The organism is Marinifilum breve, assembly GCF_003202155.1.
In the GTDB taxonomy this organism is placed as follows: Bacteria; Bacteroidota; Bacteroidia; order Bacteroidales; family Marinifilaceae; genus Marinifilum; species Marinifilum breve.
Window position 1 is genome coordinate 174,288 of sequence record NZ_QFLI01000008.1, and the last position, 25,263, is coordinate 199,550.

General features: G+C 35.9%; 19 protein-coding genes. 3 read left to right on the top strand and 16 right to left on the bottom strand.

Going from position 1 to position 25,263, the window contains the following annotated elements:
- Positions 1–57 precede the first annotated feature (57 nt).
- Positions 58–741, bottom strand: coding sequence for a hypothetical protein (locus DF185_RS16995; RefSeq protein ID WP_110361958.1), 684 nt, complete (start codon positions 739–741; stop codon positions 58–60).
- Positions 742–834: 93 nt separating this feature from the next.
- Positions 835–2,310 carry a proline--tRNA ligase gene (gene proS / locus DF185_RS17000; RefSeq protein ID WP_110361959.1) on the bottom strand — a complete coding sequence of 492 codons (1,476 nt, stop codon included), beginning with the start codon at positions 2,308–2,310 and terminating at the stop codon, positions 835–837.
- Positions 2,311–2,560: 250 nt separating this feature from the next.
- On the opposite strand from proS, the gene DF185_RS17005 reads away from it, so the two are divergent.
- Positions 2,561–3,979, top strand: a complete 1,419-nt coding sequence (locus tag DF185_RS17005) for a hypothetical protein (protein ID WP_133250069.1) — start codon at positions 2,561–2,563, stop codon at positions 3,977–3,979.
- 109 nt (positions 3,980–4,088) lie between these two features.
- Complete coding sequence (locus DF185_RS17010; protein WP_110361961.1) at positions 4,089–5,579, top strand: OmpP1/FadL family transporter; 1,491 nt, start codon at positions 4,089–4,091, stop codon at positions 5,577–5,579.
- A gap of 107 nt (positions 5,580–5,686) precedes the next feature.
- Here the strand turns inward: DF185_RS17010 and cysN are convergent, their stop codons facing one another.
- From cysN to DF185_RS17050, 9 genes are all read right to left on the bottom strand, one after another.
- Positions 5,687–6,958 carry a sulfate adenylyltransferase subunit CysN gene (gene cysN / locus DF185_RS17015; protein ID WP_110361962.1) on the bottom strand — a complete coding sequence of 424 codons (1,272 nt, stop codon included), beginning with the start codon at positions 6,956–6,958 and terminating at the stop codon, positions 5,687–5,689.
- Positions 6,959–7,043: 85 nt separating this feature from the next.
- Positions 7,044–7,949 carry a sulfate adenylyltransferase subunit CysD gene (gene cysD / locus DF185_RS17020; RefSeq protein WP_110361963.1) on the bottom strand — a complete coding sequence of 302 codons (906 nt, stop codon included), beginning with the start codon at positions 7,947–7,949 and terminating at the stop codon, positions 7,044–7,046.
- A gap of 322 nt (positions 7,950–8,271) precedes the next feature.
- On the bottom strand, positions 8,272–9,111 hold the full coding sequence (locus tag DF185_RS17025; protein WP_110361964.1) for an enoyl-ACP reductase FabI: 840 nt from the start codon (positions 9,109–9,111) through the stop codon (positions 8,272–8,274).
- 118 nt (positions 9,112–9,229) lie between these two features.
- Entirely contained in the window at positions 9,230–10,885 is a 1,656-nt protein-coding gene (recN, locus tag DF185_RS17030; RefSeq protein ID WP_110361965.1) for a DNA repair protein RecN, read from the bottom strand.
- Positions 10,886–10,954: 69 nt separating this feature from the next.
- A complete protein-coding gene (gene porD / locus DF185_RS17035; RefSeq protein ID WP_110361966.1) occupies positions 10,955–11,854 on the bottom strand; it encodes a type IX secretion system protein PorD in 900 nt (299 codons plus the stop codon).
- Between the two features lie 58 nt (positions 11,855–11,912).
- Positions 11,913–12,596, bottom strand: a complete 684-nt coding sequence (locus DF185_RS23960) for a phosphopantothenoylcysteine decarboxylase domain-containing protein (RefSeq protein ID WP_317046854.1) — start codon at positions 12,594–12,596, stop codon at positions 11,913–11,915.
- On the bottom strand, positions 12,560–13,117 hold the full coding sequence (locus tag DF185_RS23965; RefSeq protein WP_243421789.1) for a flavoprotein: 558 nt from the start codon (positions 13,115–13,117) through the stop codon (positions 12,560–12,562). The genes DF185_RS23960 and DF185_RS23965 overlap by 37 nt, the downstream gene beginning before the upstream one ends.
- A 67-nt stretch (positions 13,118–13,184) precedes the next feature.
- Positions 13,185–13,520, bottom strand: coding sequence for a DNA-directed RNA polymerase subunit omega (locus DF185_RS17045; protein ID WP_054721395.1), 336 nt, complete (start codon positions 13,518–13,520; stop codon positions 13,185–13,187).
- Positions 13,521–13,543: 23 nt separating this feature from the next.
- A complete protein-coding gene (locus tag DF185_RS17050) occupies positions 13,544–14,347 on the bottom strand; it encodes an outer membrane protein assembly factor BamD (protein ID WP_110361967.1) in 804 nt (267 codons plus the stop codon).
- A 168-nt stretch (positions 14,348–14,515) separates the two neighbouring features.
- On the opposite strand from DF185_RS17050, the gene DF185_RS17055 reads away from it, so the two are divergent.
- Positions 14,516–15,766, top strand: a complete 1,251-nt coding sequence (locus tag DF185_RS17055; protein WP_110361968.1) for an aminotransferase class I/II-fold pyridoxal phosphate-dependent enzyme — start codon at positions 14,516–14,518, stop codon at positions 15,764–15,766.
- A gap of 174 nt (positions 15,767–15,940) precedes the next feature.
- On the opposite strand, the gene trxB is transcribed toward DF185_RS17055, so the two are convergent.
- From trxB to DF185_RS17080, 5 genes are all read right to left on the bottom strand, one after another.
- Positions 15,941–16,918 (bottom strand): thioredoxin-disulfide reductase, encoded by a 978-nt coding sequence (gene trxB / locus DF185_RS17060; RefSeq protein ID WP_110362016.1) that lies wholly within the window; start codon positions 16,916–16,918, stop codon positions 15,941–15,943.
- Positions 16,919–17,178: 260 nt separating this feature from the next.
- A complete protein-coding gene (locus DF185_RS17065; RefSeq protein ID WP_110361969.1) occupies positions 17,179–19,083 on the bottom strand; it encodes a pyruvate carboxylase subunit B in 1,905 nt (634 codons plus the stop codon).
- A 55-nt stretch (positions 19,084–19,138) separates the two neighbouring features.
- Complete coding sequence (locus DF185_RS17070) at positions 19,139–19,327, bottom strand: hypothetical protein (protein WP_110361970.1); 189 nt, start codon at positions 19,325–19,327, stop codon at positions 19,139–19,141.
- Between the two features lie 40 nt (positions 19,328–19,367).
- Positions 19,368–20,924, bottom strand: a complete 1,557-nt coding sequence (locus tag DF185_RS17075) for an acyl-CoA carboxylase subunit beta (protein WP_110361971.1) — start codon at positions 20,922–20,924, stop codon at positions 19,368–19,370.
- A gap of 1,301 nt (positions 20,925–22,225) precedes the next feature.
- On the bottom strand, positions 22,226–25,150 hold the full coding sequence (locus DF185_RS17080; protein ID WP_110361972.1) for a GH92 family glycosyl hydrolase: 2,925 nt from the start codon (positions 25,148–25,150) through the stop codon (positions 22,226–22,228).
- Positions 25,151–25,263 lie beyond the last annotated feature (113 nt).

Consider the following 25,263-nt stretch of genomic DNA (forward strand, 5'->3'; position numbering starts at 1 on the left):
TCATGAAAAAAGAATGTATTTTAATTCTTAATTCATCATTGATAATTATTAATTGTTTTAAACGTCATCCGATTTAAACTGAAATCCCAATCGCTTACCAGTTTGGATTCTTGCATTCTGCATCTTTTCGAATATTTGTGCAACCGACATAATCTTAACATTATCATATGGTGGAACCAATAAATCAAAATTCAATGAATAATTAATTGCTGTTTCTACAATTCTGCGTAAACTCTCTTTAGTCGCCATACTAGCTGATAAATCAGTTTGCAAGAGTCCCATTTGTCTCTTTCCTTCTACGATATAATGCTTTTCGCGATTGATAAAAATACGGGCTACCAAATAACCTAAATCATCATAGCGAGTGTATTTAAACGAATCGTAAAGAAAATTGTAAATATTAATGATTCCAGAATAAGCATTATCTGGATTTGTTCTTACATAGTTTTGTTCCCAAACATTGTGATCGCGATTAAATTGAAAAACGTTGGTATGCAAACTAAATATCAAAATATCAGAAGCTACTTTTATTTGAAATTCAAACTCACCCCTATCTTCATATCCCAATTGTACTTTCTCGTCTGTATCTTTTAGTTCCGCATTATACTCTAGCACCAAAGCTTCCAATACATCTCTTAAATCTTCAAAAATTTCTTTGGTATTCTGATACACCTGCTGTTTTAAGGTTGCTTTTTCTCGAATTGTATTTAATATGGCTGTTTTAGTATTCAATATGTTCATTGTATAGTTGTTTTAGGTGAAGTCTAAATATACAAAAAAACAGTCACCGATTTTTCGATGACTGTTTTTATTATGATTGTATTGTATACTATCTTAGTATGCTTTCGCAAAAACAACGCGTCTTTTAGAAGGCTTTCCTGTAACCATACAAACACCTTCTTCCTCTTCTGCATCAAAAGGAATACAACGAATGGTTGCTTTGGTTTCATTTTTAATTTGCTCTTCTGTTTCAGCTGTTCCGTCCCAGTGAGCAAGGAAAAATCCAGTTTTTGTTTCCAACAACTCTTTAAATTCATCATATGAATCAACCTTAGTTGTTTTCTCTGCTCTAAAGTCAAGAGCTTTCTGGAAAATATTGGCTTGAATTTCTTCTAATAATTTCTCAATCACCTCTTCAATACCTTCAATTGGAAGAGTTTCCTTTGTTAATTTATCACGACGAGCCAATTCAATTGTTCCATTTTCCAAATCACGATTTCCGATCGCCAAACGTACAGGAACACCTTTCAACTCGTACTCAGCAAATTTCCAACCTGGTTTGCGGTTATCGCTATCATCAAATTTCACAGAAATTCCCATTGTTTTTAGCTTCGCAACAATTGGATCTAGTTTAGCAGCAATCTTTTCTAATTCTTCTGCTTTTCTGTAAATTGGTACAATTACAACCTGAATTGGAGCCAATTTTGGAGGTAAAACCAAACCGTTATCATCAGAGTGAGCCATTATCAATGCTCCCATCAAACGAGTTGAAACTCCCCAAGATGTAGCCCAAACATAATCCTCTTTTCCTTCTTTGTTCGCAAATTTTACATCAAATGCTTTTGCAAAATTCTGTCCTAAGAAATGAGAAGTACCTGCTTGCAATGCTTTTCCATCCTGCATTAATGCTTCAATACAATAAGTATCCAATGCACCGGCAAATCTTTCTGATTCTGTTTTATGACCTTTTAATACAGGAACTGCCATGAAGTTCTCAGCAAAATCGCCATAAACATTAATCATTTGCTCTGTTTCCTGCAATGCTTCTTCTTTAGTAGCATGAGCAGTATGTCCTTCTTGCCATAGGAATTCTGCTGTACGCAAGAATAAACGCGTACGCATTTCCCAACGCATTACATTTGCCCATTGGTTACAAAGAATTGGAAGATCTCTATAAGACTGAATCCAGTTTCTATATGTGTTCCAAATAATTGTTTCCGAAGTAGGTCGGATAATTAATTCCTCTTCTAATTGAGCATTAGGATCAACAACTACACCGCGCCCATTGGGGTCATTTTTCAGACGGTAGTGGGTTACAACTGCACATTCTTTTGCAAATCCTTCTACGTGATCTGCTTCTTTACTCAAGAATGATTTTGGGATCAACAATGGAAAATATGCATTTTGGTGTCCAGTATCCTTGAACATTTTGTCCAATTCTTTTTGCATGTTTTCCCAGATTGCATAACCGTAAGGCTTAATAATCATACATCCTCTCACAGCAGAATTCTCTGCTAGATCTGCTTTCATTACCAGATCATTATACCACTGCGAATAATTTTCGCTTCTGCTCGTTAAAACTTTTGCCATTCGATATAGTTTTGGTATAGTATTTGCTACTTTTAGGCTGAATAAAATTCAATACAAAAGTATAAAATTATCTTATATATTCATTATTGGAGGACTTACGATGAAAACCTATTTCAAAATTCTATTAATTTCCGCCCTGTTTGCAACAGGATGTTCGCCTTCATATATGGGAGCTTCCCTTTATGATGACGATATTTATTATGACCCAAGCGATGCACCGTTAATTGTGCAAAAAGCTAAAAGCGAAACTATGATTGTCAAAAAAGACAATCCACTTGCTCCTGCTCAGGACAAGAAAACAAAATTAGTACCAGAAGCAAAATCAAGTATTGCTCCTGCTGACAATCGTGATTTTTCTGAAATTCAAAAGCAATATACTGCAATTCTTCAGAACGATTCAATTGGTAGTGTAGATACGTTGGTTTATCAGGCTGAAGATATCGGTTATTATTATGGTGGTTTCACAGGATCTGAAAGGGATCGTGAAGAAGCTGAAAGATTAAGAGCAATGTATCCACAGGGATTCGGCTATACCGATGGAAGTGGTTACAGTTTAGCCATGTGGCTAGCTGGTGATTCTGATTGGAACGTATATGTTGATGGAGATAAAGTTTGGTGGACACCAACCTGGACCAACTATCGCTTTTATAACTCTTACAACTTCCATACTATGAAATATGGCCGTTTCTTTGCCTATGACTATAGTTACAGATATTTTTATCCGAGTTGGGGAGTTAACGTTAGCTGGGATCCTTGGTATTGGGATTTGCATTTTGGATGGAGTTATCATTCCCCTTACTATAGTGGTTATTACTACCCATATGGTCATTACTACGGATATTATGGTTATGGACACCACCACCACCACTATGCAGGGCATTATGATGGACACTACGGAAGAAATATATATCATGGAAGAAGAACTGCAACAGGATCTCATGTTGGAACTTCTACCTACACAACCAACAGAAGTTCTAATTCAAATGTAACTAGAAGAGCAAATGCAAGAACTAATGTTAATAGAACTGATACAAACAGAACTAGTAGTAATAGAACCAGTAATGTGGCAACACGTAGATCTGCAAATTCATCATCTGCAGCTGATGTAAGAAGAACCAGAGCTGCCTCAAGATACAGTTCTGCAAACAGAAGCGCATACAGTAATCGTTCCAATACCACAAGAAGAACCTATAATGGTACAAACCCAAATACAAGAAGAAGTGTAAGCGGAACAACTACTAATTCAAGAACTCGTTACGGTACACAAACAAATAGAACAAGAAGATCTAGCAGCACCTATTCTAATACAACAAGAAGTAGTTCACCAAGCTATAATAAGACACGAAATGCTACTAGACCTACTTATAATTCAACAAGAGGATCAAGAAATTCAAGCTTCTCAAACAGATCTACAACAAGATCTTCATATTCTAAAGTGAGAAGCAACCCAAGAAGTTCTTCAAGAGGAAGTGCATATCGATCGTCAAGTTCAAGATCAAGTTCACGAAGTAGTTCGTACAGATCCTCAAGTTCAACTAGAAGTAGTTCTTACCGATCATCAAGTAGTGGATCAAGATCTTCAGGTAGCTCCGTACGTTCATCAAGTGGAAGTTCAAGATCATCATCAAGTGGTTCTAGATCATCATCCGGTGGATCAAGAAGAAGATAAAAAATAGCGAAGGGAAACAATCCTCCAGTTTCCCTTCAACTATAAAATAACTCTTATTTAATTAGTACATATTTTCCCAATATGGGTTCTAATATTTAAACCTAAAATTATGAAACGTATATATATTCTCATCTCATTAATGATCATTGCAGGAGTTACATATGCTCAAACTGCCGATGATGCATTGCGTTATTCAAAACAATATTTTACCGGCACAGCCAGATCTGCTGCAATGGGTGGAGCTTTTGGAGCTTTAGGTGGCGATTTTACTGGTATCGCTATTAATCCAGCTGGATTAGCTGTTTATAGAACTTCGGAACTAACATTTTCATCAAACCTTAATTTTAATGATACCAAAAGTCTAAACCTTCAGGCTAATACAAGTTTAAATGAAGATAAATATTCATTTGGCATATCGAACATAGGCTATGTGGCCACTAATAAGCCAAGAATAGAATCAGAAAGAGGTTGGAAGAACTTCAACTTTGCGATTGGTTACAACAAATTAAACACTTACAGAAAAAATTCAAGATCGAATGCACCAGAAGCGCCTACTTCACTATTAGATGTAATGGTGAACAATTCAAACGATATACATCCCAATTCATTAAATCGGTTTCGAGAAAATTTGGCTTATGAAACTTATTTGATAGATACAATTAGTGGTAGTAACAATCAATATATTGCAATTACCGATGAAGTTTTAAATCAAGCACAAACCATTGATGAAAAAGGATATGCAGGTGAATTCCTTTTGGCTTTTGCTGCCAATTACAATCACAAGTTATACATTGGGGGTTCATTAGGAATTCAATCGATTTATTATAAATCAACAAAAGTTTTTTCGGAAAGTATTTTACCTGATAGTAATTCTGATTTTAACGACTACACTTTTGAAGAATCATTTAAGTCATCGGGTGTAGGTGCTAATTTTAAACTAGGTGTGATTTACAAGCCAGAACAATGGCTTCGCATAGGGGCATCTGTTCATACGCCAACTTTTTATACTTTCGATGAAGAATACTATAGTGAAATTACTTCGAACTTTAATACAGCTGACGAAAATGGCTATTCAAGCTATTACATAGGATCTCCTGAAGGTAAATACTCTTATAAATATAGAACTCCTTTAAAAGCTACCTTTAGTGCAGCATTGGTTTTGAAGAAAAAATTAATTCTAAGTGCAGATTATGAGCTTATTGATTATTCAAAGGCAAAATTCTACGATGGAGACAATGGTGAAGATTTTAACGGCACACCAGATAATCCAGACACCAATGACATTATTAAAGCCAGCTACCAAAATACAGGCAATTTACGAACTGGATTAGAGTTTCGGGCAACACCTAACTTTAGTATTCGTGCTGGTTATGCAAAAATGGGTAATTCTTTTAAAGTATCAGGTGTTGATGATGGATTTGATGTATTCTCAGGTGGTTTCGGATTCAGACAAAACCAATTCTTTATGGATTTAGCTTATAGTTATGCTGATGTAGAAAATCAGTTTGTATACTACTCTACTCCTGACTTCGCTTCAGATCAAATAAAAGAGAATAATAAAAAACATGAAGTAAAAATTACTTTTGGATTTAAGTTTTAATCCTAACACTACTAAAAGATAAAGGTGGCATAAAGCCGCCTTTTTTTATGCATGAAAAAAGCTGATACCTATAAGATATCAGCTTCATATATTTTAATTTCGAATGCTTACAAAATCATACCTGCAGCAACAGTTTCGTTGGTTCCTTCATCAATCATGATAAAACTACCAGTAATTCTGTTCTCTTTATATGAATCAACAAATAAAGGTTTAGCAGACTTGAAAGTAATACATGCAATATCATTCAATGCCACTTGCTTATCATCCGTAACCTCTTCCAAAGTATTAACATTGACTTTGAATTTTACATCACGCACCATGCAACGAGCCTCATTTGAAGTATGTTTGATTGTGTACTTACCGCGCGGCATCATAGCACGTTCGTTCATCCAACAGATCATTGCTTCAATCTCCTGCTCTACTTTTGGTGAATTTTCAGCAGAAACAATCATATCGCCTCTTGACACATCAATATCATCGCTTAGATTAAGCGTTACTGATTGAGGAGGGAATGCCATATCTAACTCACCATCGAATGTATCAATTGATTTTACAGTTGTTTCCAATCCTGAAGGCAATACTTTCACTTTATCACCCGGACGGAAAATTCCACTTGCTACACGACCTGCATAGCCCCTGTAATCATGATACTCATCAGACTGAGGGCGAATTACGTATTGAACTGGGAATCTTGCATCAGAATGGTTTCTATCATCTACAATTTCGATAGTTTCTAACAAGTTCAATAAAGTAGAACCTTGGTACCAATCCATATTTTCAGATGCATCCACTACGTTATCACCAAATTTTGCTGAAATTGGAATGAAGCGAACATCCTTGATATTCAATTTCTCGGCAACCTTTTTATAGTCTTCTTTAATTTTGTTGTAAACCTCTTCTGAATAATCAACTAAATCCATTTTATTGATACAAACAATAAGATGAGGAATTTGCAAAAGGTTAGCAATATAAGAATGACGTAAAGTTTGTTCAATTACACCATTTCTTGAATCAACCAAAATTAGAGCTGCATTTGCAGTTGATGCTCCAGTTACCATGTTTCTGGTATACTGAATATGACCTGGAGTATCTGCAATAATAAACTTACGCTTTGGAGTTGCAAAATATCTGTAAGCAACATCAATTGTAATTCCTTGCTCGCGTTCTGCTCTTAATCCATCAGTTAACAAAGCAAGGTCAACTTCTTCGTCACCTCTTTTTTGGCTACTGATTTCGATAGCTTCCATTTGATCTTCGAAAATGGCTTTACTATCGTATAATAATCTACCGATAAGAGTACTTTTACCATCATCTACACTACCTGCAGTAGTGAATCGTAAAAGCTCCATATCTAAATATCCTGATGTTTTATCTGACATATCTTTTTTCTAATGATTAATGGTAAATGATTAATGGTAAAAGTTATTTACGCTAATCATTAATCACTAATAATTTATAATTATCTTAAAAATAACCTTCTTTCTTACGATCTTCCATTGCTGCTTCAGAACGTTTGTCATCATGACGTGTTCCACGCTCGGTAGTTCGAGAAGCTGCTACTTCCTCAATAATATCTTCCAAACTATTCGCTTCCGATTCTACTGCACCTGTACATGTAGCATCACCAATGGTTCTAAAGCGAACAATTCTTTTCTCCACTTTTTCGGTATCACGCATTGGAATAAAATCAGATACTGATAATAAGTTTCCATTACGTACGAATACATCACGTTCGTGAGAGAAGTAAATATTTGGTATTTTAATATTTTCCAGATAGATATATTGCCATACATCCATTTCTGTCCAGTTTGAAATAGGGAATACTCTAAAGTGCTCTCCCATGTGCTTCTTGCCGTTGAACAGGTTCCATAATTCTGGACGTTGGTTTTTAGGATCCCATTGTCCAAATTCATCACGATGTGAAAAGAAACGTTCTTTTGCTCTGGCTTTTTCTTCGTCACGACGACCTCCACCCATAGCACAGTCTACTTGTAAATCTTCAATTCCGTCAAGAAGAGTAACAGTTTGCAATTTGTTTCTACTTGCATCAAATCCTGTTTCTTCAACTACTTTACCTTGATCAATTGAGTCCTGAACATAGCGAACAATTAAACGAGTTCCCGTTTCTTCCATCAATTCATCACGGAATTGAATCGTTTCTGGAAAGTTATGACCTGTATCGATATGCATTAAAGCAAATGGAACTTTTGCTGGAGCAAATGCTTTACGTGCCAAGTGAAACATTACGATGGAATCTTTTCCTCCTGAGAATAACATCACAGGATTTTCAAATTGAGCAGCAACCTCACGAATTACGAAAATAGATTCCGCCTCAAGTTCTCTTAAATGATTAATATTGTATTCCTTCATTCGAAAATAATTTATTTACTTTTCTCCTTACCCAATGGGGTGTGTTTTAAGTCCGTTCAATTCTCTCTTCACATATTCTCAAGTGTATTTCTACACTTCAAAAAATCTCTACATCAATAATTTCATTAGCAACGGCTTTAATCTATTATTGGGCTATCAAAACAGTTATTTCCCTCGCTTTTCATCAAGCTTCAGAAAATTAAAGGCAAATGTACATATTATCACTAGATTTTAAAAATCAAATCAATCTATATAATTCACCATTGGGACAAAAAAAATCCGAGCTTTACAACCCGGATTTTAAAACAATTTTATATTCTTGTTACTCGCAATCGTCGCAAGTTTTAAAACTCTTGTTGTATTGGCTCATGGCTCTGTAACTCATACCCATGCTCGAGAATCCTCCATCGTGGAACAAATTCTGCATCGTTACTTTCTTCGTCAAATCAGAGAACAAAGTAATACAGAAATTAGCACACTCTTGAGCATCAGCATTACCAAGAGGAGACATTCTTTCAGAGAAATCAATCAATGAATCGAATCCTTTTACACCACTACCTGCTGTTGTAACTGTTGGCGACTGCGAAATGGTATTCACACGAACGCGCTTTTCACGACCATAAATGTAACCGAAACTACGAGCAATTGATTCTAGCATTGCTTTTGCATCAGCCATATCGTTATACTCATACATAGTTCTTTGGGCCGCTGCGTATGATAGTGCAACTACTGATCCCCATTCGTTAATAGCATCTAGTTTTTTAGCTGATTGTAATACTTTATGGAATGATGTTGCTGAAACATCTAAAGTTTTCTTAAGGTATTCATAATTTAAGTCATCGTAAGAGTGTCCCTTACGAACGTTTGGAGACATACCGATAGAGTGTAAAACGAAATCGACTCTTCCACCCAACACTTCCATTGATTTGGTAAATAGTTCATCCAAATCTTTAGGGTTGGTTGCATCGGCAGGAATTACCTCTGCGTTGCATTTTTTAGCCAATTCATCGATGGTTCCCATACGAATGGATACAGGTGTGTTGGTCAAGACGATTTCTGCACCTTCTTCTACAGCCAATTCTGCAACTTTCCAGGCAATCGACATTTCATTCAAAGCCCCGAAAATAATCCCCTTTTTTCCTTTTAATAAATTATACGACATAACTTGAAATTTTCAATTTTTCAGGCTGTAAAGATAACCATTAATTCTTATAATGATTCTAAACAAGCTTATTAATTAAGACTGAATAAATTCTTTAATTGAAATTCCAAGTAAATATCTAACTATTTAACAGCACTTTAGCATTTTCCAAAGCAGCCTTTGTCAGATCTGTTCCACTAAGCATTTTGGCTAGCTCTTCAATACGCTTTTGTTTATCCAGAAGTACGATATTTGAATAGGTTTCATGCTCATCGTCCGCCTTGTAAACCTTATAATGATATTTTCCTTTTCCTGCTATTTGAGGTAGGTGTGTGATGCTTATTACCTGAATATTTTCAGCCATTTGATTCATCATAGCTCCCATTTTATCGGCAATTTCACCCGACACACCTGTATCAATTTCATCGAAAACAATCGAAGGCAATGCTGTTGAAGATGATATTAAATACTTAATACTCAACATCAATCGAGACAACTCCCCACCTGATGCAACACGCTGTACTTCCTCTAAACTACCATTCTTGTTGGCACTAAATAAAAAGGTCACTTTATCAGCTCCTAATTGCTGAAATTCTTCGTTATTGGTAATTTGCACTTTAAAATTAGCATTAGGAATTCCAAGCAATACAAGCTGACTAACAATCGTTTTCTCTATTTTTGGAATCGCCTTTTTTCTGCTATTCGAAAGATTATCAGCAGCTTTCTGTAATTTCACCTTTTGCCCAGCCAATTGTTCCTTCAAATCTTCAATTAATTCATCGCTTGATTCAATTTTTCCAACTTTCTCTTCAAGATCTTCTCGAATTTGTATCAATTCTTCAACAGAATCGACACGATGTTTCTGTTGTAAAGAATAAATTGTATCCAAACGTTGATTCAAAAAGTCTATTCTTCCATTATCAAACTCCACCAATTCATTATTCCGATCCAACTCCTGAGACAAGTCTTGTAACTCGATTAGTGAACTATCCAATCGTTCAAAGTAAGAATCTGCTTCAGTAAATACTCCCTGAATCTTTGAAATTGCACTTCTGGCTTCTTTTATTTGTGAAATTACCGATGACTCGCCTTCTGACAAATATCCATAGGCCTGATACAATCCAGATTTGATTTCCTCAGCATGGTTCAGAGTTTCTAACTCCTCCTCCATTTCTTTCTGTTCCCCCTGAACAAAATTGGCCTCATTAAGCTGCTCCAATTGAAACTGAAAATAATCCAAATCAGCTTTTTCCTTAGCGGCTATTTCTTGCTGATGTTTTAGATCTTTTCTTAAGTCTTGATATTTCTTAAAGGATAACTGATATTTTGCAAGTAAAGCTGCATTTTGAGCATAAGTATCAACAATTCCTACTTGATATTCAAAACTTCCCAAAACCAAATTTTGGTTCTGACTATGGATATCCACTAAACATACTCCAAGTTCCCTTAAAGTTTTCAAGTTTACCGGTGTATCATTTACAAAGGCACGTGTTTTCCCGCTAGGTAAAATCTCACGACGAACAATAGCCTCTTTTTCGTAATCCAATTCATTCTTTTCGAAAAACTCTTGCAAATTGTATTTCTCAATGGAGAAAGAACATTCAATAATACACTTCTTCTCTTTATCTTTCAGCACATTCCCTTCCGATCTTTGACCTAACACCAAAGATAAAGCTCCCAGTAAAATTGACTTACCAGATCCTGTTTCTCCTGTTATTACCGAAAAACCATCCGAGAAATCGATTTCCAACTGATTAATTAAAGCAAAGTTTTGTATAGATATTGATTGAAGCATAATCTCAAACTAAATTATTATTTGCAACAAAAATAAGGATTAGAGAAAAACCAAGTCAATAATCCTAATCTATTTTTGTCCTATAATTTTTTTGTACTTTTTGATATTTGCTGGATCTATTTCACTTAGAATATTATAGACCCTTTTTTTCTCATCTGTAAACGATTCACTAAAGATATTTACGAGTTCATCAGCCTTCGCATCAAAAAATATGGTTAGAATAAAAGCCCCAGGTTTCGCACGATATGCTTTCTGTAACAATCTTAAACTTTCCGAAATTTCAGCTCTTGCTTCCGTCAAGTGATCAGCCATTCGATCTAATCCCAACCTGTGATATCGATACAAACATTCGCGAACTGGACTATATGCATTGTTTAGGATATTCTCGATTAGCCAATATCTATTATCCCGACTTTCATAAGCTTTCCAACCGGGAGTATTGGAATTCTGCATCTTATTTACGATGGTCTCAGCCTTTGCAAAATAAGTAGCTCCTCCATCCATTGCAAAAGTATCGTAATCCAAACCTAAAATGAGGTATGCATAATAAGCCAAAAGTCCGGTTAATTCTGTTGGAGTAACTGTTTCATTAAAATCCAGAGTCTGATACTCAACATATTTAAACTGAATATTGTCATCTTTAAAATTTAGCATTACCGTATTATAAGAGGAATTATAAACAGGCCTGCTAGCTTGAACTTGTAAACTTCCACGAAATTCATCCGCTGATATTTGGTCGGTCAGATTGAATAAAAAAGTACATTCAATTTTCTCATCGTAACTATACACATGATTGGTCCACTTACGAGCATTCATAAACTCGTTAATGGCAGTTTGCATGGTTCTAAAAACTTGTTTATTGGTACCTTGAATTTTCTGACTTACCACTTGAATATTACATCTGAATTCTTGCGAAAACACAGGAATCGAAAACAATGTAATAAATAATACTAGAAAGAATTTGCGCATAATTATATATCAAAAGTTCACAGCTAAAGTTAGAAATTATAACGAAAAAGATGCCAACTTATTTCTCATAAAACTGAATTAATTCGTCTACTATATCTTTAGCAACTTCTGTTTTAGGTTTTAACTCAAATTTTTTAGCTGAACCATTGTTGCCAATAATCGAAATTTTATTGGTATCATGCTGAAATCCTGCTCCTGAATCATTCAAAGAGTTGAGCACAATAAAATCAAGATTCTTCTTTTCCAGTTTTAATTTTGCATTAAATTCTTCATCATTGGTTTCAAGTGCAAAACCAATCAAGAATTGATCTTTAGCTTTGATTTTTCCTAAAGATGCTGCAATATCTTTGGTAGGTGTTAATTCGATAGAATAGTTCTCTTTTCCACGTTTTACTTTTCTATCTTCGGGATTTAAAGGAGTAAAATCGGCAACAGCTGCCGTCATAATCCCGCCATTACAATCAGGATAATTATCTATAGATGCCTGATACATCTCTTCTGCAGTTACAACATCAATTCTAGTGATATTTGTATGCTTTGTTTTCAAAGCAGTTGGCCCACTCACCAAAATAACATTTGCACCGTTTTCAGCTAGTTCTTCGGCTATGGCAAAACCCATTTTTCCGGATGAAAAGTTACCGATGAACCTAACTGGATCAATTTTTTCGTAAGTAGGCCCAGTAGTGATTAATATCTTTTTATCACTTAGCTTTTTTTTTTGTCCTCCAGAAATTCGCTTAATTTCTGAGCAATAATTTCAGGTTCTTCCATTCTTCCTTTACCGTACAATCCACTGGCCAATTCTCCACTCGATGGCTCTATAAATGTATCACCATATGATCTTAGAATATCCATGTTGCGCAGTGTTGCAGGATGCTTAAACATATCCAAATCCATAGCTGGAGCATGAACAACAGGACATTTTGCAGACAAGTAAGTTGTAAGAAGTAAGTTATCACAAATACCATGTGCCATTTTTGCCATTGTATTTGCAGTTGTTGGTGCAATAATCATCACATCTGCCCAAATTCCTAGGTCAACATGACTATTCCAAGAACCATCATCATGCTTAAAAAAATCAGACAACACCGTATTCTTAGATAATGTAGCCATGGTTACCGGTGAGATGAACTCTTTCGCATATGGAGTCATGATAACCTTAACATTAGCACCTTCTTTAACTAGCAAACGAACCAATGAGGCTGCTTTATATGCTGCAATACTAGCAGTAACACCTAAAATTATATTCTTATCCTTTAACATAAACTATCTCTAAAAAAATAAAAAGTTCCCTCTTTATTCAAAAGGGAACTTGACCATTATTTACTAATTAGTCTTCTGATTTTTGTTCTTTAGAAGGATTTCTATAATAGATTTCTCCATTAATGAATTCCTCAACCGCAATCAATGTAGGTTTTGGCAATCTCTCATAGTATTTTGAGATTTCAATTTGCTCACGGTTTTCAAACACCTCTTCCAAGTTATCTGTATAAGACGCAAATTCTTGCAATTTCTTATTCAGCTCACTTTTCAGCTCAACAGCAATCTGATTTGATCTTTTAGCCATGATCATTACAGATTCATAAACATTACCCACTTCTTTGCTCAATTCGTTCATGTTGCGAGTAACTGTAGAACTTGCTGCATTTGTTTTTTTATAATCCATACTGTGTAAGAATTAGATCTATTTTAATTATTTATATTAAACTTACTTAAATATGCTTCGATATCCTCTAGCATTTTTTCAGCACGCTTCATGTGCTTACTTTCAGGGTATTCATCAACAAATGCATAATATTCCTCTTTTGCATTGTTGTATCTTTCTCTTTGTTTCGACGGTATACTCTTAAAAGCCAACTGATGCTTCGATTCTAAAAGCATAAACATCAAATCTTCTCTGTGTGACGAACCAGGATAGTCTTTAAGACTATTTTGAAGAGCGATAATTGCAGAAGGAAAATGCTCCCTATCGTAATAATTCCTCGCACTCAAATAAGACTTATACACCAATTTATCCTGCATCTCATCTATATATTCATTACATTTAGGAATACGTGTGGAGTTTGGATAACGATTAATGTACAACTGAAATGCATCAATAGCATCTTGCGTTGGCGTTTGATCCAATCTCGGCTTTGGAGATTCCAAGTAATAACAATATGCACTCATGTATAAACACTCCTCTGAATATGGACTATCAGGAAATGTTTTCAAAAAGTTTCTAAAAAAATATCCAGCACCAATATAATCTCCTTGCCCATATGAGCAATATGAAATGTAATAACTTATGGTTTCTGCTTTACTTGTTCCTCTGTAGATAGGAAGCAATTCTTCAAACAAAGTGGCTGCTTTGGCATAATCTTCCGTACTATAATATTCAACAGCTTTTTTGTATTTCAGAGAGTTGTCGGAACTTTTCAGCAATTTTTGATACTCGCTACATCCTCCTAAAACGAAGGCGAAAAGCACGAACAGTAAGACAATTTTTCTCATAGGCCTTGCTACTATATTTTTTTGCATTTTGCAAAGATAAAGTTTTCATATGAAATATAGCACACTTTCTCGTGTATATTATACAAATCTTTATAATTTATTGGTTTGAACCCAAAAAAGATTACTTTTGCACAGTTACAAAGAAAATAACTCAAAAAAGCATAAATCGTGGATATTTTTGACAAAATTAAAACCCAAAAAGGGAATATCGGGCAATACGCAAAACAAGCTCATGGATATTTTGCTTTCCCTAAATTGGAAGGTGAAATTAACTCGAGAATGAAGTTTCGTGGGAAAGAGGTGTTAACATGGAGTTTGAACAACTATATTGGTTTGGCAAATCACCCAGAAATTAGAAAAGCTGATGCTGAAGCAGCTGATAAGTGGGGATTAGCTTACCCAATGGGTGCACGTATGATGTCGGGACAAACAAGTCTCCACGAAGAACTAGAATCAAAGCTTGCTGAATTCGTTGGAAAACCAGACGCTTTCCTATTGAACTTCGGATACCAAGGAATGGTTTCTATCATTGATGCTCTTGTTGGTCGTCACGATGTAATTGTTTACGATTCAGAATCTCACGCTTGTATCATGGACGGTCTTAGACTTCACCCTGGTAAGCGTTTCGTTTATCCACACAACGATATGGATAATCTTCGTAAAGAATTAGAACGCGCAACCAAGTGGGTTGAAAAAACTGGTGGTGGTATTCTTGTTATTACTGAAGGTGTATTCGGTATGGCAGGTGACCTAGGTAAATTGGATGAAATCTGTGCAATGAAAGATGATTTCAATTTCCGTTTATTGGTTGATGATGCTCATGGATTCGGTGTAATGGGTAAAAATGGTGCTGGTGCTATCGAACACTTCGGTGTTGAAGACAAAGTTGACCTTCACTTTAGTACTTTCGCAAAAGCTATGGCTGGTATCGGTGCATTCATCGCATGTGATGAAGAAGTTGGTACTTACCTAAGATATACTATGAGATCTCAAATTTTCGCAAAATCTCTTCCAATGCCTATCGTTGAAGGTTCATTGAAGCGTTTGGAAATGTTGAGAACTATGCCTGAACTTCGTGAAAAGCTTTGGTCTGTTGCAAACACTCTTCAAACTGGTTTAAAAGATGCTGGTTTAGATATTGGTGTAACTGAATCTCCTGTAACTCCAGTTTATCTTTCTGGTAGTGTAGCTGAAGGAACTCAGGTTACTATGGACTTAAGAGAAAATTATAACATTTTCTGTTCTATCGTAGTTTACCCGGTAATTCCAAAAGGACAGTTATTGCTTCGTTTGATTCCAACTGCAATGCACTCTCTTGAAGATGTTGAGTACACAGTTAACGCATTTAAAGATGTTGCTCAGAAATTGAAAGATGGAAAATATAGTAAAGATAAATTCGCTGATGTATTCAAACAGTAATCTTACTATTACTATGATATTGAAAACGACATTCTTTCGAATGTCGTTTTTTTTATATCATTAATGTTCCTTCATAAAGACAAAATGCACTGCCATTTATCAGGTATAAACTTCCCCCAGAATAAAAAAGCCCAACTTTTACAAGTCAGGCTTTACTATATCATCAAAATAAACTTACTCTCTTTCAGCTAAAAATCTCTCAGCATCCATAGCTGCCATACATCCCGATCCCGCTGATGTAATAGCCTGACGATAATGAGGATCTTTTAAATCTCCTGAAGCAAATACACCAGGAACATTTGTTTTTGTAGAATCCGGCTCAGTAATCACATATCCCTGATCATCTGTCGTTAGGTAATTAGCAAATACTTTTGAGTTTGGCGTGTGACCAATTGCAACGAAGAATCCATCAATTTTGATATCCACTTCTGTTTCATCAGCTTCTCCCATTCTCTTGATAAGCTTCGCTCCTTCTACAACTCCATCGCCATATAATTCTTTAGTATTGTGCTCAAACAACAATTCAATGTTCTCCGTTTTAAAAACACGATCTTGCATTGCTTTAGAAGCTCTTAAAAATGGCTTACGAACAATTAAATATACCTTATTACACAATCCAGCAAGATAGGTAGCCTCCTCGGCAGCGGTATCCCCACCACCTACTACAGCAACGTCTTTTCCTCTGTAGAAAAAGCCATCACAAGTAGCACAAGCTGAAACTCCAGAACCCATATATTTTTCTTCAGTTGGGAAACCAAGATATTTTGCAGTTGCTCCTGTTGCCAAGATAACCGATTCTGCTTCTATCACCTTTTTCTCATCAACTACAACTTTGTGTGGATATACCGAAAAATCAACAGCCGTAACTAGACCCCAACGGCAATCTGTGCCAAAACGCTCTGCTTGCTTCTTCAAATCTGCCATCATATCAGGTCCTGTTACTCCTTGTGGATAACCAGGAAAATTATCTACTTCTGTGGTAGTTGTTAACTGTCCTCCAGGTTGAAGACCTTCAATTACAACAGGATTTAAATTTGCTCTTGCAGCATAAATTGCAGCAGTATAACCAGCTGGTCCTGAACCAACGATTAAACATTTTACTTTTTCAACATCACCTTCAGGGACAACAGGTGCATTTTCGTTTAAGTTCATTGATTTAAATTCCATGTATTTTTAACTATTCTGTTTCTAAATAATATTTGGACAAACAAATCTACAAAAATATCCAGATAATTAACTGTATTCATCAATAGAAAGATTAAATCATTGAATCAATTTTATCTAATGATCTCTATTGTCCTTTTTATCAAATCAGTAAAACATAGAAATTCACTTCAAAGATGAAAATAAAGCAAAAAAATACCCCCTGAATATCTTCAGGGGGCCATAAAAACTCAATAATTAAATAGTCATTAGGCTTTTGGCTCTACTACTAAAAGTAAATCACCTTTAGCAACAGAATCACCAGAATCACATTTAATTTCTTTTACAATACCTTCAGCTTTAGCATCAAGATTATTCATCATCTTCATAGCTTCAAGTACTACTAATGTATCTCCTACTTTAACTTCGTCTCCTACCTTAACTTTGCACTCAACAATCATACCTGGGATTGGAGCAACAACACTACCTGTAGCAGCTTCGTCAGCGCTAGCTTCTTTTTTCTTACGACCTTTGAATTGAGGTGCAGCAGGTCCGTTTGGATCATTGATTTCAACAGTAAATGTTTCACCATCAACTGTAACTTCAAGCTCACGACCAGTACCTTTTCCTTTAGAAGTCAATTCTCCAGAAAGTGCTTTTCTAATCAACTCTTGCTCTTTCTCAACTTCAGCCATGGTTTTAGCTTTTACATCAGCTGGAACTTCTTCCATACCATACTTCCATTTCAAGAAACGCTTACCAGTTACTGGGTAAAGTGCGCACAATACTTCGTCATCGATATCTTTTGCAAGATCACCAAACTCTTCCTTAACACCTTCCATTTCTGGCTCAAGAATAGATCCTGGGCGCTCAGTAATAGGCTGCTCACCTCTTGGATAATCCTTCAATGCTTTCTTCTGTACCTCTGGATCAATTGGATGAGTAGTTTTACCATACAATCCGTAGCAAAGGTCTTTTACCTCTTTTGTAATCTGTGCATACTCTCCTTCGTAAGAATCGAACAATACATTGTTTACAGTTTGTACACCAACAATCTGAGATGTAGGAGTAACCAATGGAATGTTACCAAGTTGCTTACGTACTTTAGGAAGCAAACGGAATACTTCAGGAAGTTTATCCAATGCATCCATAGCTTTCAACTGGTTCACCAAGTTAGAAAGCATTCCACCTGGAGTCTGGTGCAACAATACGTTGATATCAGTTGTAGCATACTTAGGGTTGTTATCTAAGTGCTTATATTTAGGAATGTATTTCTCCATCTCCTCAGCAATAGCATTAATCTTGTTAATGTCCATTCCTGAATCACGGTTAGTTCCCAATAATGACATAATCAATGGCTCAACAGCAGCATGAGAAGTACGGTAAGCGTAAGGTCCGATACAAGTATCAACGATATCTACACCTGCTTCAATTGCTTTGAAGATAGCCAAGTCACCCATACCTGAAGTAAAGTGAGTGTGTAAGTTAATAGGCGTATCTGTGAATTTCTTGATTTCACGTACCAAGTTGTAAATATCGTAAGGAGCAACCAAACCGGCCATATCCTTGATACAAACAGAATCAACACCAAACTCAATCAAATCTTTTACTTTGTTGATGTAGTATTCCATGTTGTAAACTTCACCACCTAAACGAGGTTGGTTCAATGTATAACATACAACACCTTGTAAGTGCTTCTTGTTATCCTTAATAACTTTAGCTGCAGTTTCGAAGTTTCTGAAGTCATTCAAGGCATCGAAACAACGGAAGATATCCATACCGTTATCGATAGAACGCTGTACGAAAGCTTTCACTACATCATCAGCATAGTTACGGTATCCTACTACATTCTGTCCGCGAAGAAGCATAGAGAATGGAGTTTTAGGCATGTGCTTTTTCAACACTCTTAAACGCTCCCATGGATCTTCACCTAAGAAACGGTGCATAGTATCAAAAGTTGCACCACCCCATGTCTCAACAGCGTTATATCCTGCATCGTCGATCATTTCTGCAACTGGCAACATATCTTCTGTACGACCACGAGTAGCGAATAGTGACTGGTGTCCGTCACGTAAACTTACATCATTAATTTTAATTGGATTTTCCGCTTTTGGACGATCCTTGTCAAAGTTTAGTTGGGCCATTTCAAGAACCCCGTGTTTATCGAATGTCATCTTTTTATCTTTTTTTTTTGAATTAATACTTTTCCCAATGCATCAGGAAAATAAATTATGCACTTCGTAGACTTCGACCACGAAGTTGTACTACCTTACGTTTGGTCATCATCATTTTAATGCCAGTACGTGACCAAGAACTACTATTTGAATTTTCAACCTTCAATGCTTCAGCTTTTTCTTGCTCTACGTAATGAGCAACTGCTATAGCCACTGCTTTTTTAATCTTCTCTTCTCGTGTCATAATTATTTGGTATTAATAATTAACTTTTTAAAAATCTTTCTTACAATGGAATATTTCCGTGTTTCTTAGCTGGTAATACCTCTGCTTTTGTCTTCATTGCATTTAATGCATCAATCAAACGAGCTCGAGTTTCGCTAGGAAGGATTACATCATCAATGTATCCACGTTGAGCTGCCAAGTAAGGAACATTAAATGCATCTTCGTATTCCTTAATTTTCTCATCAGTCTTAGCTTGCTTATCGTCAGCAGCAGCAATTTCCTTTTTGTAAGAAGAGATTACCTCTACAGCACCTTTAGCACCCATTACTGCAATTTCAGCAGTTGGCCAAGCAAATACCATATCAGCTCCTAATGGCTTAGAACACATTGCCAAGTAAGCTCCACCGTAATCCTTACGTGTTACAACAGTAAACTTAGGTACAGTAGCTTCAGCATAACTCCAAAGTAGTTTTGCACCGTGACGGATAATACCACCTAACTCTTGCTGTACTCCAGGAAGGTATCCAGGAACATCAACAAATGTTACCATTGGAATATTGAAAGCATCACAAGTACGAACGAAGCGAGAAATCTTATCAGAAGCATCAATATCCAAACATCCTGCTTGAATTAATGGTTGGTTTGCGATGATACCAACTGATTGGTTATCTAAACGACCAAAACCGATAATTGCATTCTCTGCATAGTGCTCGTGCACTTCGTAGAATTCTCCCTGGTCAAGAACCGACTCAATAACAGCCTTCATATCGTAAGGTGTTTTTGCATCATCAGGAATCATTGTATCCAATTCTTCACAAATACGCTGAGGATCGTCACCCATTGCCAACTGTGGAGTTTCTTCCAAATTATTGTTTGGCAAATAGCTTAACAAATCGCGAATTGCTTCAATTGTTTCTTCATCAGTATCGCAAGCGAAGTGAGCATTACCACTCTTAGCGTTGTGAGCCATAGCTCCTCCCAACTCTTCGAATGTAGTCTCTTCACCTGTAACTGTTTTAATTACGTATGGAGATGTAATAAACATGTGACTCTGCTTCTTAACCATGTAAACAAAGTCAGTCATAGCTGGAGAATATACTGCACCACCAGCACAAGGACCCATAATTGCAGAAATCTGAGGAACCACACCTGATGCTCTTGAGTTACGCATAAAAATTTCACCGTAACCTTTCAATGCATCAACACCTTCTTCAACACGTGCTCCACCTGAATCATTCAATCCTACAACAGGAGCTCCAGCGCTAACAGCCAAATCCATTACCTTACAGATTTTTGCTGCGTGCATTTCACCTAAAGATCCTCCTCTTGAAGTAAAATCTTGAGAATAAGCAAATACCGTTCTACCATTTACTAAACCGTGACCAATAATAACGCCATCAGCTGGAATTTCAGTATTTTCGAAGCCAAAGTTTGTACAACGGTGTTCCACAAACATATCCAATTCTCTAAAACTTCCCTCATCAAAAAGCAAGTCTATTCTCTCTCGTGCGGAAAGTTTTCCTTTGTCATGTTGCTTGGCAACACGAGCTTCCCCGCCCATCATTTTAACTTCTTCTCTTTTTTTCTTTAAGAGATCTAACTTTTCAGATACCTTCATCTTTAATATTTATTTTCAAGTAATTTGCTAAGAAAATCTCAAGGAATTTCTATATATACTTCAATTGCTATTCAATTCTTCTTTTAATTCTTATCCCTTTAATTGAGCAGTTAATCTTTACATCAATTAATAAAGTCTGTATTTAAATCTCAATCCCCCTTTAAAGAATTATTTCAATATTGATGGACGAATATAAATACTTTCATTGTAGATAAGAAACTGTTTAAAAACAGCACTTTCCAGCGTAAACGTTTGAATATCAAACCTAGCTAAAAATCAATACTTATATCAATCTGTTTTCCAGATTATTAATCGCAATTGGTTGTTTTTTTCAAATTTTGTCAAAAAATCGCTAGAAATATTGTACAACATATAAAGAGCAAGTTTTAAAATGACAAAAGCCATCAAACAAAAACCCAATAAGCTTTTCTACGAAGCAAAAATGCATATTAATAAACTATCTATCAATAGGTATAATTACCCAATCGCTTCAAAATACCAATGTTTTTTTTAAACAAATCAACATCATTCTTTTATGCATTTTAAGCCATTTAAATAAAAAAGAAATTTCATCAGCTTAATTGAAATATCATTGTTTATGATTAGCGAGAAGGACATTCTTGATTTAGAGAATATGTATCCAGAAATCCTTATAATTCCCAGTGTATTTATAAGGAATTATTTCTTTAATATGAAACGATCTTTTACTATTCAACACACAATTAATCTCTTTCAGCAAACTTTTTGCAGGATGATTTTCATAAACTATATTTGTTGTTCTATTCGGGGCGTAGCTCAGCCAGGTTAGAGTACACGTCTGGGGGGCGTTGCGCTATAAACACAGAATCTCTTGATATGACCAGTAAACATGGAGGTTTTAAGATTTGAAATTTCTTTGATTTCTGCTTAGGAGCCACATGGGAGCCACAAAATTGATATAGATTTTCTTAAAAAAACAAAAAGCTGCCACGAAAATCGCAGCAGCTTTAAGCACCCTAAAATTACTTGACTTTTAAGTCACATTAACCATCTGGTATTGGTCCAAAGAGTATTTGTCAGCCTCGGCTGTTCCAAAGAAAGCATAAATGCGAATTGCTCCCGGATCCACCGGAAATGTAATCTCTGCAGATTGACCGGAATGACTGTGTTGAAGAACTATTAGAAAGACACAATATCATATCCACAAGCCAGATTGTAGGCTGCATAAAAAAGGGTTAGATCATATGTCTAACCCTTATTATTTCATTTACACCCTTTGTGGGATAATGTCGTTATTGAAATAATAAATTAAATAATAGCAACTAATTTGCCAAGTGTTTATAAAATTCCTTTGGTATTGTTTGTCGCACAATACCAGGGCCTTCCCACTCAACCACCAAATCAATATGATCCGAGCATTGATAGAACCCCATCTGTACTTGATGTAATCCTTTCTCCAATTGCAAACTTGCCTGCTGACCAAATGTAAGCGTTTTTCTGCCATCACTTTCAAACAGTTCCTCTCCATTAATACTCAACTTACATCCATCATTTGACGACATATAAAATGTATATTCTCCCGATTTTGGGATGTTAATCAAACCTTTAAAATCGAGTCCTATCCATTCTTTTCTCAAGCATACATCCAAAGTGGGAACTGAAACAACTCCTGTTTTCACAGGTTCATCCAATTCATAATCGTAAACAGAACGGTAAATCCCTTCGTAATAAGAGTACTGCAATCCCTTTTCGACCTTCCTTACAAGATAGTTTCCCGAGTTTTGCTTTGTTAACACTCGCTTTACCACAATTCCGGGTTCACAGCCTTGTTTGTAGGTTCTGAAACTCAAATTTGAACTTTTACTGATTTTAAACGGTTTCTTAAATGGTTTACTTTGTTTATTAGGTTCTGATCCATCGAGAGTATAGTAAATTTCTGCATCGGGATCATCACATTTTATATCTACCAAAAATTTTTCAATAAACACATCTGATGATTCTGTAAGGTAAGCAATTGGCGAAGCTTTAAACTCAACATTCAAATCAACATTTGCGCCCCAAGCTTTATTAGGTGTATCCCCCATTTCCAGTACCAAACTTCCTCCTTCCAGAATATCTACATGCGATAACAAACTCACATTCAATTTATTTTCATTTAGTTTGGCTGATTGTATATACTTGTTCTCCTTACTATTGTTTTTTGCCGTAAGTGTAAAAGTTTTTCCATTGTCCAAATGGATTTTTACTTTAGAAAATATCGGAGAACCAATGGCATATACAGGTTTACCCGGACAATCGGAATAAAAGCCCATTGCACTTAATACATACCAGGCCGACATTTGACCACAATCTTCGTTTCCACACAAACCATCAGGCGTATCCTGGTATTGTGTAGCCATAATTTCACGAACCATTTCTTGTGTTTTCCAGGCTGCACCAGAATAATTATACAAATATGCCATATGATGACTTGGTTCATTACCGTGAGCATACTGACCAATTAGACCACTTACATCCGTATCATCACCAAGTTCGTGTTCCATTTCAGTTGCAAATAATTTATCAAGCCAATGTTCCAGTTCTTTCTTACCTCCCAATAAACTAATTACTCCAGGAATACCGTGCGGAACAAACAGGCTATATTGAAAGGAGTTTCCTTCGGTATAATTGTATCCAACTGCTGTAGGATCAAAATTGGGAACCCATTTGTGCTCATCGGTTTTGCCACGCATAAATCCAACTTCAGGATCATAAATATTACGATAGTTAGAAGCCCTGTTCATGTAGTAAGTATACCTTTCAGTCTTCCCAAGAGCTCTTGCCACTTGTGCTATACACCAGTCGTTATAGGCATATTCCAATGTTTTGGATACTGCCTGACTGCTTTTATTGGAAGGTACATACCCTAAGGTTCTATAGGCTTTTAATCCTCTTTTATCGAGCATGGCAGTACGTTCCATTTCAACATAGGCATCCTCCAGATTAAAATTGGTAATTCCTTTTGCATAGGCATCTGCAATTAACGAAACAGCATGATAACCAATCATACAACGAGTATCATTAGATGCCAATTCCCACATTGGATATTCTCCTAACTCTTTGCTCTTTTGAACCAAACATTGTGCAAATTCACCTGATCTATCCGGCTCAATAATGGTTAACAATGGGTGTAATGCTCTAAAAGTATCCCACAAAGAGAAAACAGTATAATTGGTAAAACCATTGGCGGTATATACTTTCCCGTCCATCCCTCTGTACTTTCCATCAACGTCTTGCGAAACATTTGGGCTTAGTAAAGAGTGGTACAAAGCTGTGTAAAAATTGCGCTTTTCCTGTACACTTCCACCTTCAACCTCTATTTTTCTCAAGCTTTTTTTCCAAATCGCTTTCGCTGATTTTCTTGCCTTTTCAAAGTTTACTCCTTCCGATTCTTTCTCTAAATTTTTAAGTGCACCCTCTGCACTTACATTCGATAAAGCAACCTTTAGCTCTATAACCTCACCTTTTTCTACATCGAAAAACACCAAAGACTGCAATTGAGTTCCTTTGATCTGTTCAGCACTTTCCTTTTTTTGCTTTGCGTTAAACAATTCAGTGCGTTGAAAAGCCTTAGAGAATTCGATAGCAAAGAACAGTTGCTGATCACCTGCCCAATATTTAGATCTTCTTTTTCCAACAATTCGCTTTTCGCCTATGAGTTTAATTTCAGAATCAATAACAGGATCACGATGAATTAAGTCGAGCAATATTTTTCCTTCTCCTTCCTCATCAAAAGTGTATTTATGGTATCCAACTCTGTTCCCTGCAGTCAACTCAACTTTTACCTTATAATCATCCAAATAAACAGAATAATAGCCTGGTTCCGCACTCTCCGAGTTATGAGAAAAACGTGAACGGTAGCCTGCATCAGGATTTTTGCTTGTTCCTGAATTCAAATTGACTTTACCTGTAATAGGTAATAATAGAACATCTCCATAATCGGAAACCCCAGTTCCTGATAGGTGAGTATGGCTAAATCCAATAATAGAAGAATCAGAATAATGATAACCACCGCAACCATCCCAAGATTCGTCGTTTCGAGTATCAGGGCTTAGTTGCACCATTCCAAATGGAACCTGTGCACCAGGATATGTGTGACCATGAGCACCTGTTCCGATAAAAGGATCAACATACTGTGTATAATCCTTTTTTGTATCACACGAATACAAGATTATACTTAAGACTAAAATCGATATTAAATTTCTCATTATTGTGGTCCAAATTGTTAATTGTAACTAAATTTTATCAAGACACCTCTTAAAGTTAAATATATATCCCTAAACATTTTTTTGTTAAAGTATATATAAAGAAAGGTTCCAGT

What these genes read in the sequence shown, in the direction of transcription:
- DF185_RS17010 (WP_110361961.1), top strand. Translation starts at nt 4,089, where the DNA reads ATGAAACGTATATATATTCTCATCTCATTAATGATCATTGCAGGAGTT.
- DF185_RS17070 (WP_110361970.1), bottom strand. Translation starts at nt 19,327, where the DNA reads ATGACACGAGAAGAGAAGATTAAAAAAGCAGTGGCTATAGCAGTTGCT.
- DF185_RS23965 (WP_243421789.1), bottom strand. Translation starts at nt 13,117, where the DNA reads ATGTTAAAGGATAAGAATATAATTTTAGGTGTTACTGCTAGTATTGCA.
- DF185_RS17065 (WP_110361969.1), bottom strand. Translation starts at nt 19,083, where the DNA reads ATGACATTCGATAAACACGGGGTTCTTGAAATGGCCCAACTAAACTTT.
- cysD (WP_110361963.1), bottom strand. Translation starts at nt 7,949, where the DNA reads ATGAAGGAATACAATATTAATCATTTAAGAGAACTTGAGGCGGAATCT.
- DF185_RS17025 (WP_110361964.1), bottom strand. Translation starts at nt 9,111, where the DNA reads ATGTCGTATAATTTATTAAAAGGAAAAAAGGGGATTATTTTCGGGGCT.
- trxB (WP_110362016.1), bottom strand. Translation starts at nt 16,918, where the DNA reads ATGAACTTAAACGAAAATGCACCTGTTGTCCCTGAAGGTGATGTTGAA.
- DF185_RS17005 (WP_133250069.1), top strand. Translation starts at nt 2,561, where the DNA reads ATGATTGTCAAAAAAGACAATCCACTTGCTCCTGCTCAGGACAAGAAA.
- DF185_RS17050 (WP_110361967.1), bottom strand. Translation starts at nt 14,347, where the DNA reads ATGAGAAAAATTGTCTTACTGTTCGTGCTTTTCGCCTTCGTTTTAGGA.
- proS (WP_110361959.1), bottom strand. Translation starts at nt 2,310, where the DNA reads ATGGCAAAAGTTTTAACGAGCAGAAGCGAAAATTATTCGCAGTGGTAT.
- DF185_RS17045 (WP_054721395.1), bottom strand. Translation starts at nt 13,520, where the DNA reads ATGGATTATAAAAAAACAAATGCAGCAAGTTCTACAGTTACTCGCAAC.
- recN (WP_110361965.1), bottom strand. Translation starts at nt 10,885, where the DNA reads ATGCTTCAATCAATATCTATACAAAACTTTGCTTTAATTAATCAGTTG.
- cysN (WP_110361962.1), bottom strand. Translation starts at nt 6,958, where the DNA reads ATGTCAGATAAAACATCAGGATATTTAGATATGGAGCTTTTACGATTC.
- DF185_RS17080 (WP_110361972.1), bottom strand. Translation starts at nt 25,150, where the DNA reads ATGAGAAATTTAATATCGATTTTAGTCTTAAGTATAATCTTGTATTCG.
- DF185_RS17075 (WP_110361971.1), bottom strand. Translation starts at nt 20,924, where the DNA reads ATGAAGGTATCTGAAAAGTTAGATCTCTTAAAGAAAAAAAGAGAAGAA.
- DF185_RS16995 (WP_110361958.1), bottom strand. Translation starts at nt 741, where the DNA reads ATGAACATATTGAATACTAAAACAGCCATATTAAATACAATTCGAGAA.
- porD (WP_110361966.1), bottom strand. Translation starts at nt 11,854, where the DNA reads ATGCGCAAATTCTTTCTAGTATTATTTATTACATTGTTTTCGATTCCT.